This window comes from Allobaculum stercoricanis DSM 13633 (assembly GCF_000384195.1).
Lineage (GTDB): Bacteria > Bacillota_I > Bacilli_A > Erysipelotrichales > Erysipelotrichaceae > Allobaculum > Allobaculum stercoricanis.
Window position 1 is genome coordinate 1,678,551 of sequence record NZ_KB913034.1, and the last position, 20,136, is coordinate 1,698,686.

The 20,136-nt window shown below is 39.2% G+C and carries 20 protein-coding genes, 2 tRNA genes, 1 riboswitch and 2 other annotated features; of the genes, 2 read left to right on the top strand and 20 right to left on the bottom strand.

The features are described 5' to 3' along the window. Window positions 1-42: 42 nt before the first annotated feature. The 16 genes from rplJ to ispG all read right to left on the bottom strand — a co-directional run bounded on the left by rplJ (window position 43) and on the right by ispG (window position 13,248). Window positions 43-531, bottom strand: a complete 489-nt coding sequence (gene rplJ, locus ALLST_RS0107785; RefSeq protein WP_019893593.1) for a 50S ribosomal protein L10 — start codon at window positions 529-531, stop codon at window positions 43-45. Between the two features lie 39 nt (window positions 532-570). Next, window positions 571-695 (bottom strand) — a sequence feature (ribosomal protein L10 leader region). Between the two features lie 37 nt (window positions 696-732). Next, entirely contained in the window at window positions 733-1,416 is a 684-nt protein-coding gene (gene rplA, locus ALLST_RS0107790; RefSeq protein WP_019893594.1) for a 50S ribosomal protein L1, read from the bottom strand. Between the two features lie 13 nt (window positions 1,417-1,429). Continuing rightward, a complete protein-coding gene (rplK, locus tag ALLST_RS0107795) occupies window positions 1,430-1,858 on the bottom strand; it encodes a 50S ribosomal protein L11 (protein ID WP_019893595.1) in 429 nt (142 codons plus the stop codon). Between the two features lie 400 nt (window positions 1,859-2,258). Further along, window positions 2,259-2,334: transfer RNA gene (locus ALLST_RS0107800), tRNA-Glu, on the bottom strand. A gap of 343 nt (window positions 2,335-2,677) precedes the next feature. Continuing rightward, window positions 2,678-2,753: transfer RNA gene (locus tag ALLST_RS0107805), tRNA-Glu, on the bottom strand. 141 nt (window positions 2,754-2,894) lie between these two features. Beyond that, window positions 2,895-3,533, bottom strand: a complete 639-nt coding sequence (locus ALLST_RS0107810) for a metallophosphoesterase (protein ID WP_019893596.1) — start codon at window positions 3,531-3,533, stop codon at window positions 2,895-2,897. A gap of 161 nt (window positions 3,534-3,694) precedes the next feature. After that, entirely contained in the window at window positions 3,695-4,681 is a 987-nt protein-coding gene (locus ALLST_RS0107815) for a diaminopimelate dehydrogenase (protein WP_019893597.1), read from the bottom strand. 68 nt (window positions 4,682-4,749) lie between these two features. Then, the gene (locus ALLST_RS0107820; protein ID WP_019893598.1) at window positions 4,750-5,859 is read right to left on the bottom strand and encodes an aminotransferase class I/II-fold pyridoxal phosphate-dependent enzyme; all 1,110 of its coding nucleotides are present in this window, start codon (window positions 5,857-5,859) and stop codon (window positions 4,750-4,752) included. Between the two features lie 107 nt (window positions 5,860-5,966). After that, a complete protein-coding gene (locus tag ALLST_RS0107825; protein ID WP_026472844.1) occupies window positions 5,967-6,698 on the bottom strand; it encodes an amino acid ABC transporter ATP-binding protein in 732 nt (243 codons plus the stop codon). 16 nt (window positions 6,699-6,714) lie between these two features. Then, a complete protein-coding gene (locus ALLST_RS0107830) occupies window positions 6,715-7,386 on the bottom strand; it encodes an amino acid ABC transporter permease (protein WP_019893600.1) in 672 nt (223 codons plus the stop codon). Further along, window positions 7,386-8,171, bottom strand: a complete 786-nt coding sequence (locus ALLST_RS0107835; protein ID WP_019893602.1) for a transporter substrate-binding domain-containing protein — start codon at window positions 8,169-8,171, stop codon at window positions 7,386-7,388. The genes ALLST_RS0107830 and ALLST_RS0107835 overlap by 1 nt, the downstream gene beginning before the upstream one ends. An 84-nt stretch (window positions 8,172-8,255) precedes the next feature. Then, window positions 8,256-8,460 (bottom strand) — a binding site (T-box leader). A gap of 222 nt (window positions 8,461-8,682) precedes the next feature. Next, complete coding sequence (locus tag ALLST_RS0107840; protein WP_019893604.1) at window positions 8,683-10,038, bottom strand: PFL family protein; 1,356 nt, start codon at window positions 10,036-10,038, stop codon at window positions 8,683-8,685. A gap of 9 nt (window positions 10,039-10,047) precedes the next feature. Continuing rightward, entirely contained in the window at window positions 10,048-10,317 is a 270-nt protein-coding gene (locus tag ALLST_RS0107845) for an ACT domain-containing protein (protein ID WP_019893605.1), read from the bottom strand. A gap of 52 nt (window positions 10,318-10,369) precedes the next feature. Next, the gene (locus ALLST_RS0107850) at window positions 10,370-10,861 is read right to left on the bottom strand and encodes a hypothetical protein (protein WP_019893606.1); all 492 of its coding nucleotides are present in this window, start codon (window positions 10,859-10,861) and stop codon (window positions 10,370-10,372) included. Between the two features lie 185 nt (window positions 10,862-11,046). Continuing rightward, the gene (gene pta / locus ALLST_RS0107855; protein WP_019893607.1) at window positions 11,047-12,042 is read right to left on the bottom strand and encodes a phosphate acetyltransferase; all 996 of its coding nucleotides are present in this window, start codon (window positions 12,040-12,042) and stop codon (window positions 11,047-11,049) included. 147 nt (window positions 12,043-12,189) lie between these two features. Continuing rightward, window positions 12,190-13,248, bottom strand: a complete 1,059-nt coding sequence (gene ispG, locus ALLST_RS0107860) for a flavodoxin-dependent (E)-4-hydroxy-3-methylbut-2-enyl-diphosphate synthase (RefSeq protein WP_019893608.1) — start codon at window positions 13,246-13,248, stop codon at window positions 12,190-12,192. Between the two features lie 305 nt (window positions 13,249-13,553). Between ispG and uvrB the strand changes: the two genes are divergently transcribed. Then, window positions 13,554-15,527: an excinuclease ABC subunit UvrB gene (gene uvrB / locus ALLST_RS0107865; RefSeq protein ID WP_019893609.1), complete on the top strand. Its 1,974-nt coding sequence runs from the start codon at window positions 13,554-13,556 to the stop codon at window positions 15,525-15,527. Window positions 15,528-15,632: 105 nt separating this feature from the next. Here uvrB and ALLST_RS0107870 read toward each other — a convergent pair whose 3' ends face one another. The 3 genes from ALLST_RS0107870 to ALLST_RS0107880 all read right to left on the bottom strand — a co-directional run bounded on the left by ALLST_RS0107870 (window position 15,633) and on the right by ALLST_RS0107880 (window position 18,072). Next, window positions 15,633-16,601 (bottom strand): IS3 family transposase, encoded by a 969-nt coding sequence (locus ALLST_RS0107870; protein ID WP_019892466.1) that lies wholly within the window; start codon window positions 16,599-16,601, stop codon window positions 15,633-15,635. Next, window positions 16,601-17,326: a transposase gene (locus ALLST_RS0107875; RefSeq protein WP_019892465.1), complete on the bottom strand. Its 726-nt coding sequence runs from the start codon at window positions 17,324-17,326 to the stop codon at window positions 16,601-16,603. Before ALLST_RS0107875 ends, ALLST_RS0107870 begins: the two co-directional genes overlap by 1 nt. An 86-nt stretch (window positions 17,327-17,412) precedes the next feature. After that, window positions 17,413-18,072, bottom strand: coding sequence for a uracil-DNA glycosylase (locus ALLST_RS0107880; RefSeq protein ID WP_019893612.1), 660 nt, complete (start codon window positions 18,070-18,072; stop codon window positions 17,413-17,415). A gap of 101 nt (window positions 18,073-18,173) precedes the next feature. On the opposite strand from ALLST_RS0107880, the gene ALLST_RS10510 reads away from it, so the two are divergent. Continuing rightward, window positions 18,174-19,367 (top strand): bifunctional folylpolyglutamate synthase/dihydrofolate synthase, encoded by a 1,194-nt coding sequence (locus tag ALLST_RS10510; protein ID WP_019893614.1) that lies wholly within the window; start codon window positions 18,174-18,176, stop codon window positions 19,365-19,367. A 37-nt stretch (window positions 19,368-19,404) separates the two neighbouring features. Here ALLST_RS10510 and ALLST_RS0107890 read toward each other — a convergent pair whose 3' ends face one another. Then, window positions 19,405-19,968 (bottom strand): folate family ECF transporter S component, encoded by a 564-nt coding sequence (locus ALLST_RS0107890; RefSeq protein WP_019893615.1) that lies wholly within the window; start codon window positions 19,966-19,968, stop codon window positions 19,405-19,407. 49 nt (window positions 19,969-20,017) lie between these two features. Beyond that, a riboswitch (THF riboswitch) is annotated at window positions 20,018-20,116 on the bottom strand. Between the last annotated feature and the right edge of the window lie 20 nt (window positions 20,117-20,136).

Sequence of the window (20,136 nt, forward strand, 5' to 3'; positions counted from 1 at the left end):
TTATTTTCCTCCAATGGTTACTGCAATGATGCAGTCGCGCTCTTATTCTTTGCTTTCAGCAACTGCTTTAACAGCAAGAGCAAATTTGATTACAGGTGCATTCAAAGTAGATGCAAATTTTGCCAGCATACCTTCTTTGTTTGGCAGACTGGAAAGAGTTTTGATTGTTGCTTCGTCAACAACTGCTCCATCTACGATGCCGCTTTTTAAAACCAGTTTATCGTGAGTTTTTGCGAATTCAGCAAGTACACGAGCTGGAGCAACTTGGTCAGTACCAAATACAAGTGCGTTTGGTCCTTTTAAAGCTGGTTCCAGGGCTTCGAAGCCTAACTGTTTTACCGTACGCTGTGCAATTGTGTTTTTGAACACTTTCATGTCCACACCTTCTTTACGTAAGTTGTTACGTAATTCAGTGATTTCAGCAACTGTTAAGCCACGGTATTCAACGACAACAACAGAACTAGAGTCAGAGATTTTTTGAGACAGCTCAGCAACATCAGCTTCCTTTTGAGCAAGGACGTCTTTGTTCATGAGGTTTCCTCTACTTTCTGTATTGCATCAATATTCTCTAGATAGATTAAGAAAGCCCGCAAAGATAGCGGGCTTGATATGCATATTCAAAATGCGATCAATCCCTCGGCAACATAATTAAGCATTTTAGCCGTTGCTGTCTATGGAATACTGATAACAAACTTATATTAGTGATGAAGAATTAGAAAGTCAAATACTTTCTTATTTCATTTCTACGTGGATACCAGGACCCATTGTTGTAGAAAGAACAAGATTCTTCATGTAAGTACCTTTTACTTTAGCTGGTCTAGCTTTTTTGATTACATCGTAAACAGCGTTGAAGTTTTCAACGAGTTTTTCGTTTTCAAAAGATACTTTTCCGATCAGGACATTGATGTTACCTGCTTTGTCAACGCGGTAAGTAACTTTACCTTTTTTAACTTCGTTAACAGCGTTAGCAATATCCATTGTAACTGTACCTGTTTTAGGGTTTGGCATTAAACCTTTTGGTCCAAGTACACGACCTAAACGTCCTAATTTACCCATCATGTTTGGAGTAGCGATAAGAACGTCAAATTCGAACCATCCGCCTTGGATTTTTTGGATGAGTTCATCGGAGCCTACGAAATCTGCTCCTGCTTCTTCAGCTTCTTTTGCTTTGTCGCCTTCAGCAACAACAGCAACAGTCTGAGTTTTTCCTGTTCCGTTAGGAAGAACCATTGCACCACGGATCTGCTGGTCAGCGTGACGTGGGTCAACGTTTAAGTTGAAAGCCATTTCAACAGTTTCGTCGAATTTAGCGGAGCTAGCTTTTTTAGCGAGATCAACAGCTTCTTCAACGGTATAAATTTTTGTACGATCTACGAGATCTTTAGCAGCTTTATAGCGTTTGCTTAATTTTGCCATCGGTCTGTCCTCCTTATCCTTCGAATCCTGTGATTTTGATGCCCATGTTACGTGCAGTACCTGCAACAATGCGCATAGCACCTTCAACGTCATTAGCATTTAAATCTGGCATCTTGTATTCAGCAATTTCTTTAAGCTGATCTACAGTAATAGTTCCAGCAACCTGTTTCTGGTCACCGCTTGCTGTAGAAATTCCAGCAGCTTTTTTCAGCATTGCTGCAGCTGGAGTTGTTTTTAATACGAAATCAAAGCTTTTGTCTTCGTAAGCAGTGATGACAACTGGTACGATGTCGCCTTTACGTTCTTTAGTTGCATCGTTGAATGCGCTACAGAACTGAGGCATGTTGATTCCAACACCTGCAAGACCTGGACCTGGTTTAGCTCCACCTGCAGGGAACTGGAGTTTTACAACTTTAGTAATTTTTTTCTTTTTCTTAGCCATAAGACTCTCCTCCTGTATATGGTCTTATGCTGTGGTTTACGGAACGACTCGAATGATATGAAGATGATTTCTCATCTTTTTCTATCAATCTTTGCGTTTCCTCCCACGCATGCCTAAACATACTACTCAATTCAGTTTGAATTTGCAACAGAATAATCCGATTTTCTTCGACTTTTTTTGATCGATATTTGCGATATGTATGGTGTTTCGTCCATCTAACTTTCTTGACTCACTATCACCTAGCCGTCATGTCATTTTTCAACGATCTACTCTTAAAGCATTAAACCTCTTATTCAACCATCATTTCTTGCATCGCCATTGAACTTAAAAGCAGGAAATGCTCTTCAAAACTGCATTAAAAAACCCTTCAAGATATATTCTTGAAGGGTGTTATTTTCAATGGTGACGCGTACGGGATTCGAACCCGTGAATGCATGCGTGAAAGGCATGTGAGTTAACCGTTTCTCCAACGCGCCATCTGTTTTTTTCATTCATCGCTTGAATGCCTCGTTAGTATATCATGTTTCAAAAGGAGTGCAATACTTTTTTTAAAAAAATTTATTTTTTTCTATTTGCAGATTCCCTTGACTCCATTTACGCATTCAAATCGGTCGTTTCTCTTATTTTTAATAAGCCAAAACACCAACTCAATTCACCATAACCGTATATATTGTTCTAAAATCGTTTCGTCGTCTTTGATCTAATCATTTAATCAACAAATTCAAACGCTGTAGTTTTTTCACCTTGATCATTGATGGAACGAATTCTAAGGGTATAAAAAACCCTTCAAGATTTTCACTTGAAGGGTGCTATTTTCAATGGTGACGCGTACGGGATTCGAACCCGTGAATGCATGCGTGAAAGGCATGTGAGTTAACCGTTTCTCCAACGCGCCATCTGTTTTGCTTAACGCTTTGATATGATAACACATCATTTTCTGAATGCAAATATTTTTTAAAAAATTTTTTCGACATTTATTTTTTCTTTTCTATTCTCAAATTTCAACATAAAAAAGCAGCGATCTATTTCGTCACTGCTACCAGTCTAATTGAATATTGAGACTTTCTAAACGTTTTTGTTCTACCTCGATCCATTCATCTAATGTTAATGGCTGATAGTTTGAACGCATTGTAAAGCAATTAATCATTTGCATGGGCACTTTTGCTAAATCGCCCGTCCCGATGCGATGATGTGTTTGTTTAGATACGTATTGGCAATATTGATCAATAAATCTTTGGTCGCGCGTATTGTGGATATGTCCATATAACATCCACGTTTTTGGTTTCCCTTTTTCATCTACGCGATATTGTCCGTTATAGCACACCATTGGATAATGCGATAAAACAACTTTTCGGCGATTATCATGAAGCTCCGCATAATCTTTAATCCAGCCGAATATCGATGGATCAAACGCTTTATCATCAAGATAAAGATCATGATTACCGCGAATTAAAAACTTTTTCCCATTCAGACGTTCTAACAATTCTGTAGTTTGTTTAGCATTCCCCCAGGAGAAATCTCCTAAAATAACTACTTCGTCATTTCGACGAACTTTCTTATTCCACTGTTCCACCATATAGTCATTCATGATTTCAACATCTTCGAAACCACGACAATCCATTTGTTCGTTGAGCTTGTAATGATAGAAATGGCAATCGGCGATGTAATATCTCATATGCTTCACCCTTTCTTATCTGTTTTTATATTGTCTCAGTTTATCATCATCTTGGTTTTGTGTAAAAAAATGAATAATAAAAAACCAATTCAACAAATCAATAACTGATTCATCCAATTGGTTTTGATCTTATACTTCTTATATCAATTGACGTTTTATTTTTACAATAAATTTTTGTGCAGCTCTTCTGGTGTTTTGGCACTCAAATAGGCTGGTGCAACATCAAATGCAGTTTTGCATCCACATTGTCCTTCTTGATTTAAGCGATAAGTAGCTCTTGCATATGCGACTAATACAGAAGAAGTAAATTCTGGATTGGAATCGAGTTTTAAACGATATTCAATAATATGTTTATTTTCTTTATTCCAACCTGTTGTGCCCGTGCGAATCACAAATCCACCGTGTGGAATTCCACTATGATTAGCTTTTAATTCTTCTGCACTAATGAAATGAACAGTTGTATCGTAATCCGCAAAATAGTTTGGCATCGTTACGATTTCGTGTTCAATTCTTGCCAAGTCTGCACCTTCTTGTGCCACAACAAAGCATTCCCGTGTATGTTTTTGGCGAGCGCTGAGTTCAGGATTTTCTCCATTGCGTACGGCTTCTAAAGATTGTTCGACTGGAATCGTATATTGACGAGCATCAATGACTCCTTCAATACGACGAATTGCATCTGAATGACCTTGGCTGACCCCTTTTCCCCAGAACGTATAATCTTGTCCTTCTGGAAGAATTGTACTAGCATACAAACGGTTTAAAGAGAACATTCCTGGATCCCATCCAATAGAAATCATGCCGATTTTTCCTGACGCTTTTGCGGCTTGATCGACCCGTTCAAAGTGTTCAGGAATTGCCGCATGCGTATCAAAACTATCTACGACGTTGAAATATTGAACAAATTGTGGCGTTTGTTCTGGAAGATCTTTAGCACTCCCTCCACAAATGATCATAACATCAATTTGATCTTTCATCTTCATCGCATCATCAACTGAATAAACCGATACCCCTGGGGTTAAAATAGAAACAGTTTTGGGATCTCTTCTTGTAAAAACAGCAACCAATTCCATGTCTGGATTTTGTTGAAGGGCGCATTCTACACCACGACCAAGATTCCCATAACCTAAAACACCAACTCTAATTGTCATAAGCCATTTTTCCTTTCATTTTTGTTTCATATTTTACAACCATTTTCACTTACAGCCCGAAAGAATGATCAATCTACGTGTTCTTTCATCCATTTTTTCGTAAAACTATCCAAGAGTGTAAGCGTTTCTTTTAAATTTTGATGTTTTTTAGCAAGTCCTAGGCGAACATAGCCTTCCATTTCAAATGTCGAACCGGGTACAAAGAAAATCCCGGTCTCATTTAATAAGTCGATCGCAAAGCGTGTCGAGTCGACACCACTTGGCAGTTGTAAAAAAGATACAGTCCCTTTTTGGGGCATCACGAGTTTGTAATATGGCGTTTGTTTGAGCCATTCTGTAATCGTTTGTTTATTATCTTGTACAACTTCTTGTACACGTTCAATAATTTCTTTTCTATTTTTCAAAACAACAAGAGCCATTCGTTCTACTAATGGTCCCGTGGAAATCAACATATGATCACGCATGGAATGTACCCTTGCGATAAGTTGGGGATTGGCTTTGATCCAACCAAAACGCAAACCGGCAGCACCATAAACTTTGGATAAAGAAGAAGTGGAAATTCCTTTATCATACAAGTCGCTAATTGCCACTTCTTGCTCCATACACAATGGGTTACGATATACTTCATCGACTAAAATCCAAATATTTTTTGCTTGGCATAAGGCAATCAACTGTTCGAGTTGGCTTTGATCTAGCCATGTTCCTGTTGGATTAGAAGGGTTTGCAAAAATGATCATTTTCGTATTCGATTGGATTGCTTTTTCCACTTGATCAAGTGGCAATGACCAATCCGTTGGATCAAGAGAAACCTCACTTGCCTCACAACCTAAAAAGCGGGGATAATCACGGAATTGTTGATACCCGGGATGAATGGTGATGATGTGATCTTTTGGGTTTAAAACAAGGTTCATGGCCAATTCGTTCGCTTGTAGTCCCCCATGCGTAAACGCTAGTGTGTTGTCATCTTGATTTTGATATAGCGACAACACTTCTTTACGTAATTCGGGTAATCCAGTAATCCATCCATAATCTAAAGTAATGTTTTCTAGTGCTTTCGGATCAAACTGCAATAAATCTTGCATCGTTAAACTTTCGCAGGAAGTATCCGTTAAATTGTATTTTGCTTGTTGTTCATAATCATTCATCCATTCTTCCGTCAGAAATCTTGCAATTTTCATTGTATCCTCCCAGCTGTTTTCTCTTTCAAAAAAATAGATGATCGAGTTGCCTAGCACAATCCCAACCATCTATTTCTATTTAATGAATCATCTATATTTTATAAATTCTAGTCGTAAATCACTTTGGATAAGAATTCTTTAGCACGATCACTTTTTGGCGCTGTGAAGAATTCTTCCGAGTTTGCTTCTTCAATCACATGACCCGCTTCTAAGAACACAATTTTTGTTCCTACTTTACGCGCAAATCCCATTTCATGAGTAACGACGATCATCGTCATCCCTTGCGCTGCGAGTTCTTGAATAACCTCCAGAACTTCTTTAATCATTTCTGGGTCTAATGCGGAAGTTGGTTCATCAAATAACATAATTTCTGGATTCATGCATAGCGCTCTTGCGATCGCTACACGCTGTTTTTGTCCACCAGATAAGTTATTTGGGTAACTATCTTTTTTCTCGAGTAATCCTACTTTACCTAAATAGGATAACGCATTTTCTGTCGCCTCTTCTTGCGTACGTTTGAGCACTTGCATTTGCGCAAATGTGCAGTTTTCCAAAACTGTTAAGTTTGGAAATAAATTGAAGTGTTGGAATACGAAGCCCATTTTATTTCGTAAAGCTCGATATTCTTCTTTGTTTTTTGGATCCAGCAATTTACCTTCCAAATAAACTTCGCCACCATCTGGTTTTTCTAAGCCATGAATGCAACGTAAGAAAGTCGATTTTCCGGAACCAGAAGGTCCGATTAAGCATACAACTTCTCCTCTTTCCACGGATAAGCTTGCTCCTTTTAAAGCATGCATACCAGAGAAGTTTTTCGAAAGATTATTGGCTTGAATCATGACGGAAGGGTTGTTATTAGTCACTGACTGCTAATCTCCTTTCCAATTTATGTGCTAACCAGCTAATTACTAAAGTCATGCACAGATAAACCACACCGGCAATGAGCAGTGGTGTTAAATAATCGTAGTAATGTGCCCCTAAAACTTGGGCGTTGTACATCAATTCACTCGTTCCAATACAGCTTGCCAAAGAAGAGTCTTTGATCAGCGTAATAAATTCACTAACAAGTGGTGGAACAATGCGTTTGAATGCTTGTGGCAAGATGATTTTGAGCATCATTGGCCAATAACCGATTCCTAATGTTTCACAAGCTTCCCATTGTCCTTTATCTACCCCTTGAATACCAGAACGGAACAATTCCGCTTGATATGCTCCAGAGTTTAAGGATAAAGCAACCAAAGCAACGACATAGACATCCATGCGAACACGAACGCCCGTCATCATACGAATTAATACTGGAATTCCCAAATAGAAGAACATAATTTGTAACAACATTGGAGTTCCACGTAATACTTCGACATATGTACCACAAAGAATATTGAAGATTTTATGTTTAGAAATTCGTCCAGCTGCCATTAAGACACCGATCACCATTCCAATGAGCAATGCCCCAAGCGCTAGCGCCAACGAGATCCCTGCCCCTTGCAGCAGGAACATCATATTTTCGCCTGTTAAAACTTTATCCATTATTCAACTTCACTCGCAAACCATTTTTCAGTCATTGCTTTGTAGTCATCGCTTTCTTTGAAGGCAGCGATTGCTTCGTTGATTTGATCCATTAATTCTTGTTGATCTTCAGATGTGTAAATGATGTTTTCTTCATCCATTAATTGTTCACCAACGATTTTGAAACCACCTTTACTTACATATTGATCCGCTACAGCTTTATCTAAAACAACTGCATCGATTCCTTGTGCTTTTAAGTTTTCCATCATCAAGTTTGCATCAGCGACTGCTTGTACTTTTGCGCCTTCGATTTCTTGCGCTGCAGATTCACCAGTTGCACCTTGTTGAGCACCAACTGTTTTACCGTTTAAATCTGCTGCTCCAGTGATTGTAGAATCTTCTGTAACAACGATAACTTGTGCAGAATCATAATAAGAATCGGAGAAGATTCCAGCACGATCAGGGTCATATGTGAAACCAGATACACCTAAGTCAATTTGACCTGCTTGTAAGCTGGAAATGATTGTATCAAAAGATAATTCTTCGAATTCATATTTGTAGTTGTGGCCATTTTCGTTGAGGTAGTTAAATAACCAATCAACCATATCAGCATCGAAACCGATGATTTCACCACTTGCATCTTTAGATTCATATGGTGGATAGTCTGGGGAAATTCCTACTAAAATTGTTTTTGCTTCTGCATTTGCACCATCGGATGCTGCAGAAGAAGCGTTGTTGCTATTAGAGCAAGCCGCCATAGATAAAGCCATTAAAGAACATAATGCTACAGAAACTGTTTTTTTCATACTCTTATTCCTTTCCGGGGATAGCTCCCTTATATTTCTTGAAGTAGATTTCAAGTCTTAAAAAAAAGCGCCCTTTCGTTAATACGAAAGGACGCTTGAACACGCGGTACCACCTTACTTCCCCGATATTCTCATTCATCTTAATCGGGACACTTTATCCTTAACGCGGATCACGGCAGGGATTAACCAGCACTCCAAGACACGTTCAGAACGTTCCACTAACGACTTTCACCAACCGTCGCCTCTCTAAAAGCTTTCCGCTCTTACTACTTCTCTTCTTCGTTTATGCGATGATTTAAGCACAAGCCAAACCAAAACGCAAACATCAAATGCAATTTTTTGTCAAGAATCGTGCTTTTTATATAAAGTCAGCCTCTAAATCTGACATTTTTTCTTAAAAATTACATTTGTTTACATCTTTTTATTTCATTTCTTACATAGATTTTCATCTAACGATTTCTAAAAAAATCCGTCTCGCCCAGACGAAACGGATCAATTTAAGCAATAAAAATTAGTTTTTCAGCGCTTGTAATGGAGCAGGAATACGGCCACCACGATTTACAAATATAGAGTTTCCTGTTTGGTTAATCGCAATAACTGGACCTGATCCTAATAAACCACCAAAGTCGAGTACTTCACCGACTTTTTTACCAATTGCTGGAATGATACGAACCGCAGTTGTTTTCGTATTGACCATACCGATTGCTGCTTCATCCGCAATGACCCCAGAAATAATTTCGGCACTTGTATTGCCATCCACAACGATCATATCCAAACCAACAGAGCATACAGCTGTCATCGCTTCCAATTTTTCCAGCGTTAACACGCCTTTAGAAGCGGCTGCGATCATACCCGCATCTTCAGAAACAGGGATAAATGCACCAGAAAGGCCACCAACATGGCTTGTTGCCATGACGCCACCTTTTTTAACTGCGTCATTTAAGAGCGCTAAACATGCAGTTGTACCATAAGCACCACAAGTGTCTAAGCCCATTTCTTCAAGGATATAAGCAACAGAGTCACCAATTGCAGGTGTTGGTGCAAGAGATAAGTCAACAATTCCAAATGGAACACCTAAACGTTTGCTCGCTTCGCGACCAACCATTTGTCCCATTCTTGTAATTTTGAATGCTGTGCGTTTAATTAAATCTGCAACTTCATCCATAGAAGCATTTTTATCCAATTTTGCGAGTGCTGCACGAACAACACCTGGACCAGAAACACCAACGTTAATGACGCAATCTGCTTCACCAACGCCATGGAATGCTCCGGCCATAAATGGGTTATCTTCTGGCGCATTGCAGAATACAACAAGTTTTGCTGCTGCCATGCAGTTGTCATCTGCAGTCATTTCTGCACAAGTACGTACGACTTGACCCATTTTCTTAACAGCATCCATGTTAATACCCGCTTTTGTCGAACCGATGTTAACAGAAGAACATACGTGTTGTGTCAAAGTGAGTGCTCGAGGAATACTTTCGATTAATTCGCGATCCCCTTTAGCAAACCCTTTTTGCACTAATGCGGAATAACCACCAATGAAGTTAACGCCTAATTTTTGCGCACAACGTTCTAAAGTTAGTGCGTATTCCACTGGGTCACCACCACTTGCCGCAACTAAAAGAGCGATTGGCGTAACAGAAATTCGTTTATTTACGACTGGAATTCCAAATTCACGAGAAATGTCATCGCCAACTTTCACTAAGTCTTTAGCTAAACGACAAATTTTATTTTCTACTTTTTTGCAGGATTCATGGATATCTGGATCAGCACAATCTAATAAGGAGATCCCCATTGTGATTGTACGAATATCCAAGCATTCCTCATCGATCATCTTGATCGTTTCAAGAATTTTATCTGTTTGCATAAGCACCTCTTAAATGGAATGCATTGCCTGGAAAATTTCGTAGTTCATCACGCGGATTACCAGGTTATTTTCTTCACCGAATGCTTCGAATTTGCTAGCAAAATCGTCCATCGTGATATTCAATTTTTCTAAGTCACAGATCATTGTCATGGAGAATACTCCATCGACGATCGTCTGAGATACTTCTAAAACATTCACATTGTGTTCTGCACAAATGTTTGCAACCATAGCCAGGATGCCTACTCTATCCTGACCAATTACGCTAATTACAGCTTTCATATTTTTCTCCTTTTTTAATTCGCTCATTGTTAGAGAATAACGAGTTTTCATTTTAACGCAATTCAAATTCTAATTTTTTGAAGCGATACAATTCCGCCGGTTCAAAAGTTGCCATTAATCCATCCACATTCGCATCGAATTCTCCCGGCATAAATGGGTATTGATCTTGTTTTTGTAAGATGTCGACGATTTGTTCCGTCAACTTCAGTGAGAGAGTTGTGCTCTTAAGTGCAACGATTCGATTTTCACGATTCACCAACAACAAGCGTACATCTAGATTTCTTTGTTCAAGTAACGTCTTCTTTTCATCGCATTCTTGAATATTGAAGTAAAAATCGCAAGTATCGATCGGTCCGCCTTGAGCAAGGAAAATCAATACACCATTGGTTTCGCAAAGAACAACTTGAATCGGATTATCTGTTGCACTTTGCAATTGGTTTTCATTCCAATCTTCGTCTTTAAGAATCAATAAGATTTGATTCTCAACAAAGTCCATAACAGCACCTTCTTCAAGGTCCCAAGGTAAAATATCATTCTTTTTCATGCCTTCAGTATATCAGCTCGATTGCATTTGTCCGCTTGTCTTGTCTTTAAAATTGCGTTTCTCAACATTTTGTTAGTCAATCTCGCTTTACCTTCAAAATTGCTCTCATTGAAGGTTCTGTCCCTCAAGAAAAAAACTCGCCAAATTTGGCGAGTTTAAATGATCTGATTCAAGAAAAATCAAACTTAGAATGGAAGTGGTTCTGTCTGCGCAACTTTTTGAGCAGCAGTTAAAATTGCCATTTTGTAGATTTCTTCTTCATTTGCTCCACGGCTTAAGTCGTTGATTGGCGCATTTAATCCTTGAAGGATTGGTCCTAATGCTTCCCATCCACCTAAACGAGCAGCGATTTTATAACCGATGTTTCCACTAGACAAGTTAGGGAATATGAATGTGTTTGCTTTACCAGCTACTGGAGAATCTGGTGCTTTTAATTTTGCAACTTCTGGAGAAACTGCACAGTCAAATTGCATTTCACCATCAACTTTGAAAGTTAAAGGCATACGTTTTAAACGAGTTGTAGCTTCTTCCATTTTAGCTACGCAATGACCTTTTGCAGAGCCATAAGAAGAGTATGAAAGCATTGCAACGCGTGGTTCAACACCGAATTTTTGTGCTGTATCTGCAGTTTGTAATGCGATTTCAACGAGTTCATCCGGATTTGGATCTAAGTTGATCGCACAGTCAGACATGAATAATTGCTGACCATCTTTAACTAAGATAAATGTTGAAGATACGATGCTCTGACCTGGAGCAGTTTTAACTAACTGTAATGCAGGACGAACTGTATCAGCAGTAGAGTAAGTTGCCCCACCTAATAAGCCATCTGCTTTACCCATTTCTACTAACATTGTTCCGAAGTAGTTTGTATGAGTTAATAATTCTTGTGCACCATCATGATCGAGACGTCCACGACGTAAAGCGACCATACGGACTACCATTTTTTCCAATTCTTCTGCTGGATATTCTTTTGGATCAAGAATTTCGATACCTGTGATATCGAAGCCATTTTCTTTTGCGTTTCCTTCGACTACAGCACGGTTACCTAAAAGAATAGGTGTGCATAAATCTTCTTTATGTAAACGCACAGCTGCACCCGCTACACGTGGATCCCAGCCTTCAGTAAAAACGATTCGTGTACCTTTTCCACGAACAAGTTCAGTTAATTTAGAGATGATCATGTTGTTTTACTTCCTTTTTTGTAAGGGCATATATTTGCTCTACCCACCAACTAATATAGCACTCGAACTCCATAAATAAAATTTGGTCAATTTCTTCACAAAGTCCATCGCATTGAGTGTTAAAAAGTGTAATAATTTAGTTCATTTTTATTGTTCTGTATATTTTTGAATTTCTTCTTTGAGGCGATCGACCATTTCACTTTGATCTAACTTCTCAATAATTTGTCCTTTACGAATCAACAATCCTTCATTGCGTCCGCCCGCAATCGCAATATCGGCGTGTTTCGCTTCCCCCGGACCATTGACTGCACAACCCATAATCGCAACCGTAATTGGTTTATGAATCGTTTGGAGCCAACTTTCCATCTCATCGACAACCGGTTTCATCTCCCATGCCGTACGACCACAAGTTGGACAAGCAATTAGATTTGGAACGTCATCTTTTAATCCGCAATCTTTTAACAATTCTTTGACAATTGGCAATTCTAAACTCGCATCTCCATTCACGGAAATGCGAATTGTATTGCCGATTCCTTCAAGCAGAAGTGGACCGAGTGCAAGTGTGGATTTCACTGCTGAAGTCATCACAGTTCCCGCTTCCGTTACTCCTAAATGTAGTGGATAATCGAATTCTTTGGCTGCTTGTCGATAGACCTCTAAACATAAAATCGGATCGCTGGATTTAAATGACAGTACAATGTCGTGAAAATCGAGATCTTCTAAAATTTGGACGTGGCGTTTTGCGGATTCAATCATTCCTTGCGCTGTCGGTTTGCCATATTTTTCGTGAATCTCTTTTTCTAAAGATCCTGAGTTAATTCCAATACGAATTGGCACATGATGTTCTTTACAACTCCGGACAACCGCTTCGACATTTTCGCGAGCACCAATATTTCCCGGATTGAGCCGAATTTTATCCGCACCTGCTTCAATTGCTGCTAGTGCTAACTTGTAGTCAAAATGAATATCTGCCACGAGCGGAATATGAATTTGACGCTTAATTTCTCGAATCGCTTGTGCATCACTCATATCCATGACGGATACACGGATGAGTTCACAACCTTGTTTTTCAAGATTTAAAATTTGTTCGACTACTTCATCCACTTTATTGGTCCGAATGGAGCACATCGATTGAATGACAACCCGATTATCGCCTCCAATTGTTAAAGGTCCAACTTGGACTGCCCGCGTTTGCATTCGATGCATTTTATCTTTCCCCTTTCTGTTGATGAACATAAACAAAAGATTCGTGAATTGAATGTTCTTTTATTTATCTTTTCCAAAATAAAACTGTATTTCTTGATTATAATTTTAACGAGTTTAATCCAAAATTGAATCCCGCTTCTCTGGAGATTCTTTCCCGATTTAACAATGACTCGTATCGCTTGAATCCATAAAAACATTTCGCTAAAATCTTGGCACAATTCAACCATGGCATTCAACCTCGACAAGACAAGTTTCTTGTCTACACTTCTATTATTAACCCCAAAACAAATAGAAAGGAGTATTTCATGGACGAAAAATTTGAATTAGTTTCTCCCTATCCCCCCGCTGGTGATCAACCAGAAGCCATTTTAAAGCTTGTCCAAGGGATTCAAAACGGAGAACAACATCAAGTTTTACTGGGGGCAACGGGAACTGGTAAGACATATACGATGGCGAATGTCATCGCCCAAGTCAATCGTCCTACTTTAGTCTTTGCCCACAACAAAACTTTAGCTAGTCAGCTTTATTCTGAACTCAAAGAGTTTTTCCCACATAACCACGTTGAGTACTTCGTTTCTTATTTCGATTACTATCAACCAGAAGCCTATATGCCTAAAACCGATACGTATATCGATAAAAATACGAAGACAAATGAAGAATTAGATATGTTGCGCATGGCCGCCGTCAATTCCGCACTGCACCACCAAGATACGATTATTGTCGCATCTGTTGCTTGTATTTATGGTGCTTCAAACCCAGATCAATACCGTGATATGATCGACACGATTCATGTTGGCGATCTTATCGATCGACAAGAATTGTTGATGAAATTAATCAACCAACAATATCAACGCAATGATGTGGATCAAACACGAGGAACATTTCGCGTAAGGGGCGATGTGATTGAAATTGCACCTGGACATACCGACCGGTATATCATTCGTATCGAAATGTTTGGTGATGAAATCGAACGAATTTGTGAAGTCGAACCTTTAACTGGGCAATTAATTCAAGCCTATAATTTCTATAACCTTTACCCGGCTAGTGGTTATGCGACAAGCATGGACATCATCCACAAAGCTGCCAATCAAATCGAAGAAGAACTCAAAGATCGTCTCGATTATTTTGATCAGATGAATAAACCTTTAGAAAAAGAACGTTTGGAACAACGTTGTCGTTACGATATTGAAGCTTTGCGGGAATTTGGCGTCTGTCCTGGCATTGAAAACTACTCTCGCCATATTGACGGACGTAAACCGGGTGAAACTCCTTATACGTTATTTGATTATTTCCCTGATGATTTTTTGATGATTATCGATGAATCACACGTTTCTTTACCACAGATTCGAGGCATGTTTAATGGCGATAGAGCCCGTAAACAAACGCTTGTCGATTATGGATTCCGTCTACCTTCTGCCCTCGACAACCGTCCTTTAACGTTTGATGAATTTGAAAAGAAGGCCAAACAAACGATTTATGTTTCGGCCACTCCTGGTGATTATGAACTTGAACAAACACAAGGGGAAATCATCGAACAAATCATTCGTCCAACTGGTTTATTGGATCCAATTGTCGAAGTTCGACCAACTCTCGGTCAAATCGATGATTTAGTTGGTGAAATTAACGATCGCATCGCACGTAACGAACGAACGTTAGTCACAACATTAACCGTTCGCATGGCGGAAGATTTAACCGAATATCTCAAAAACCTCAACATCAAAGTCGCTTGGCTTCACCATGAAGTTAAAACGATTGAACGTGTCGAAATTATTCAAGATCTTCGCAAAGGAAAATATGATGTATTAGTCGGAATCAACTTATTGCGCGAAGGTTTGGATATTCCTGAAGTCTCTTTAATCACCATTTTAGATGCGGATAAAGAAGGCTTCTTACGTTCAAAACGTTCATTAATCCAAATTATCGGTCGTGCGGCTCGTAATGCTCAAGGTAAGGTCATTATGTATGGCGACACGATCACCGAATCAATGCAATATGCGATTGATGAAACGGCCCGTCGCCGCTCGATCCAAGTTGCTTATAACCAAGCACATGGTATTGTTCCAAAAACGATTATCAAACCAATTCGAGAAGTGGTGCACTCAAAAGAAACGAAGCAGATGACTGCCAAGTATCTCAAGAAAAAACAAAAACTCTCGAAAAAAGATACTGCAACTTATATTGCCGAACTCGAAAAAGAAATGCGCCAAGCTGCCGCTGATCTCGATTTCGAACGCGCCGCTGAACTTCGTGACATGATTTTCGAACTCAAAGGTCTCTAATGAAAAAGTCGTTGTTTATTGTTGAATATGATGCGTCCTTGTAAAGTAGACACTATGAAATAACTAAATATAGTTGTGTATTGGTAATGAATGGCTAGCCATTCATTACCAATTTTTTTGCTCGATTTTTTTCCAGAATTTCTGGATTCTCAAATTCGGTTGAATTGGATATTCTGCTGGATGATCCGTTTTGAATGCCTCTGCTCGCACTACGGCTGGTGTTTTTCCATGAAAACGTTCTTGTGGATATTCGTTCATATAAAATTCAATGGTCTCTGATACAGCTTGGATGCAACTCTCTATTGAATTGATTTCTGGGTGCAGAATAAAGAGTATGTCTTTTACAATTCCTTGAAATCCTTCCATACTTGCGTTGTCTATGCATCTTCCAACCCGAGACATAGATTGTTGAATCCCCATTTCTTCTAGCCAATGACAGAATACGGGACGCGTATATTGAAAACCTCTATCTGAATGGAATAGCTGGCATCCTCCTGGATTCTTCTCTAATGCTTCTCTTAATGTTTCATCAACAAGCACGGAATTGTTTTTCGTACTGACTTTCCATGATATAACGCTGCGATCATACAAATCTAAAATCGAAGAAAGATAAAGTTTTTGATTTGTTTTCGGTACTTTGATTTCAGTAATATCAGTTACCCATTTTTGATTCGGTGCAGTACTTTCGAAATCTCTATTCAAAATATTTTCTGCAGTTTGTCCAGGATTAGATTTTATCCAAGTATGTTTCTTTGGACGATAAACAGAAAGAAGATTCAATCTCGCCATGATCCGATACACTTTCTTGACACCTACTTCAATTCCATAGATGTCCTTCAGTTTTCTGGACATTTTTCTACATCCATATAAACGTTTCTTTTTCTTTGCGAGTTCTTGGATTTTTTCGATCAGCTCGATTTCATCTGGATTTGGTCCTTTTTCCTTGCGATGAAGCCATTTATAGTAAGCCGCACGACTAATACTTAAAATTTGGCACATTTCTCGAATCGGCCAATTTTTTTGAACGTGATATTGTTCGATCAGTTTATAGTCATGTTCTTTCCATTCTTGCATTATTTGATTTCGTTTGACTCGACTATATCGTTCCACCATCTCCTTTCTGTTGCTTCGGCTTTTTTTAAGAGTTCATTCTCCATTTCAAGATGACGATTAATCGCTTGTAGTCGTTTCAACTCTCTACGTAACTGTTCATTCTCATCGAGTTCTTCTTTAGGGACTCTTTTCCCTCGTCGATCCAGCAGACCTTCTTCACCTTGCTCGTTGAATTTGATAACCCAATCTCTGACTTGAGAATAGCTGCATTCAAAATGAGCAGCAGTTTCTTTATAGCTACAACCATGAGCGTAATACCATGCAACAATTTTGCGTCTTTCTTCTAAAGTTGTTTTCTTTCTAGGTGCCATGTATACCTCCGGCTGAGGAGTGTAATCCTTCAGTTCGTTCGTTTTTTTAGTATACTTCTTAACCCAGTTGAAAACGATCGAATCAGATGGAATTCCATGACGAGTAGCAAGGGTTTTTAACCCACCTTGCCCACTTAGATATTCTTGGCAAACAAGTTCTTTGAACTCTTTAGTGTATGAGCTATTAGATGGTCTGGCTTTAAATGCGTCGACGCCATTACATTTATATTGCCGAGCCCAAGTGAAAATTAAATTGCGCCCTGTCGCAGACATATTGAGGGCTGACGCAATAGATGAAGCAGACATCATATGGTTGAGGTATTGATGAACTGCCCAAAGTTTTTGTTCAGCAGTATATTTTGTTTTTCTAGACATAAAAAAGTTCCCTTTTAGTGACATCTCGATTGAGTTATTTCGAGTGTCTACTAAAAGGGAACTTATCATAAACAGCGACTTTTCTTTTAGCGGTTCGATTGAATCCAATTAATCGGCTCAACGCCATGATCAATTAAAAATTGATTGGCAAGTTTAAAATGATTGTTACAAAAAAAGCCTCGACTTGCGCTAAGTGGCGAAGGATGGACACTTTCTAAAACGAGATGGTTAGGATGATTTAAAAATTGTTTTGCTCCCTTGGCTTGTGCACCCCAAAGCAAAAATACAATTGGCTGATCTTGTTCATTGAGCACTTTTAACAAATCATTCGTAAATTGTTGCCAACCCATCTTATGATGAGATAACGGTTTTCCTGCTTCAACAGATAATACCGCATTTAATAACAAGACACCTTGACTGGCCCAATCACTCAAATCCCCAGAGCGGTTGATTGGCGTATCGTATTCTAAAGCGAGTTCTTTATAAATATTCACTAAAGAAGGGGGAATTTTCATATTGGCCGGAACAGAAAATGAGAACCCTTGCGCTTGACCTGGCCCATAATAAGGATCTTGGCCTAAAATCACCACTTTCACTTGATCGAGTGGCGTCATTTCTAATGCCCGAAATAGATTTTCTTTTGCGGGATAAACGGTTGTTGTTTGATAAGCAATATCGAGCTGTTGACGAATTTGACGAAGTGGCCCATTTTCCAGTTCTTCTTTCATAATATCTTCCCAAGTCATATTGATCCTTCTTTCTTTTTACATTCAAATCAGCCTTATTGTACCTGAAATTCATTCAGTTTCGAATTGGACCTTGGGTATTTTTGGAATATCATAAAGGCATGTCAAAAACACTTAATGAAAAGCTTACGGAAATGGAAGCTTGTAAATTTCATAACCACGATTTAACTGTATTAAAGCAATGGGACAAAGAAGACTTTGTTCCATTCGATGGGCAACATGCCATTCATGTTGCCGGAACCAACGGAAAAGGATCTGTGATTACTTGGCTTGAAGTTTTATTCAAAGCCCAAGCTTGTCAAACACGCTCCTTTATTTCTCCGCATTTGATTCGCCATAATGAGCGCTTTCGCATCAATGGCCAGGCTATCACCATGCAAGAATGGGAAACGATTTATGATGCCTTTTGCGATCGCTTCTTTGCGCGCCGCATGACGATGTTTGAAATGGATTTATGGATGGCTCGTCAAGCCTTTATCCACCATCAAACAAGTGATCCGACTTGGACAATGATCGAAACCGGATTAGGGGGAAGCCAAGATGCAACAACAGCTTTAGACTACAAATACGGCATCATCACCCAAATTGGGTTTGACCACATGGCTTTTCTCGGCTCAACAAAGGCTGAAATTGCCCAAGCCAAAGCTGGAATTATCCAACCCGGCATGTTGGTTGTCACATTTGAAAAAGATCCTGATTGTCTAGCCGTCTTTCAACAACGGGCTCGTTCCGTCCATGCCAAACTTAAAATTCTCAACGACTCTGATTTAGCGCAAGTCGACTTTTCTGAGTTTTGGAATTTGCATCTTCCGGCCTATCAAAAAGAAAACTTTATGTGCGCCTACACGCTGTTAAATGAAATTGGCTATTCCTTTAGTTGTGATCAACTCAAGCAAGCAATCCAAGATTTTTTCTGGCCTGCTCGCTTTCAAGTTTTACGCCAAGACCCTTATCTCGTTTTAGATGGCGCCCACAATCCCGATGGCATTGAAGCCCTTGTTTCTTCTTTGATGCAAAGTCATACAAAAATCGATCAAATCTATTTTTCGGTTTTAGCGGACAAACAAGCCCATGTCATGATTAGAAGACTTCAAGATTTAACGAACAATCTTCACTTTGTTTCTTTTGAAAGTGAACGACTTGCCGATCTTGATCAACTTGCCCAAGAATACAATGCGCCTGTTGTTGAGCTCGATACACTGTTTCAAGAACTCGCAACAACATCAAAAACGACTCTTGTTTGTGGCTCGCTCTATTTTGCCGGCTACGTCCTCGAACACTTTTTAAAACTCTAAATTTCGTATAAAAAAAGCACCCGCGGGTGCTTTTTCTTTATCCATTGTTTGTTTCTGTTTTGGCTGGAAATAGTGTTTTAGGCAAATAACGGAATGCGAAGTAGATCACAACACATTCAATCGGCAAGCAGACAATGTTTTTAACGACACGGCTGCTGACTAAAGCCCAATAAGGCATATCGAACATCATCGTCAACAATAATGGGTTGAATAAGATGTTTCCGATCAAATTTGCGAAAATCTGCGCCATGATAATACGGGGAACGGAAATTTTTTCTACTTGATAGAAAAATGCAACATAAATTGCACCTTTAACCATGAGCACTAAAGCAAATAGTGGGTTATATATTCCATCTGGTGCCATCATAAAGCCCACAAAATCAGCTGTTAAAGCGTACACCATCGTTGGCCAAAAGCCATAAATTCTTGCACAAAGTACAGTCGCTAAAAAAGCAAAGCTCACTTTTAATGTGGCAGAAAGCTGAATGTTAAATAAACGCAAGGCCACAAAGAGAGCCACAAATAATGCAACTCCTGTAATTGTACGAGTACTTGTTAATTTCGCGCCTTTCAAATTAAAAAAGCTTGCGACAGATTTCATAATCTATTCCTCCTTTCCGTTGCATAGGAAAAGAGGTTCATCTTTTCGGTGCAGCGGGATGCGAACAAAAAACCGCAAGGTTACCCTTTTCGTCGCCGATTCAACTCCCCGTTATCGGCACACTTAACGCTTTTCGTTCTACTCTGTCTGCCCTTACTATAAAAAGCT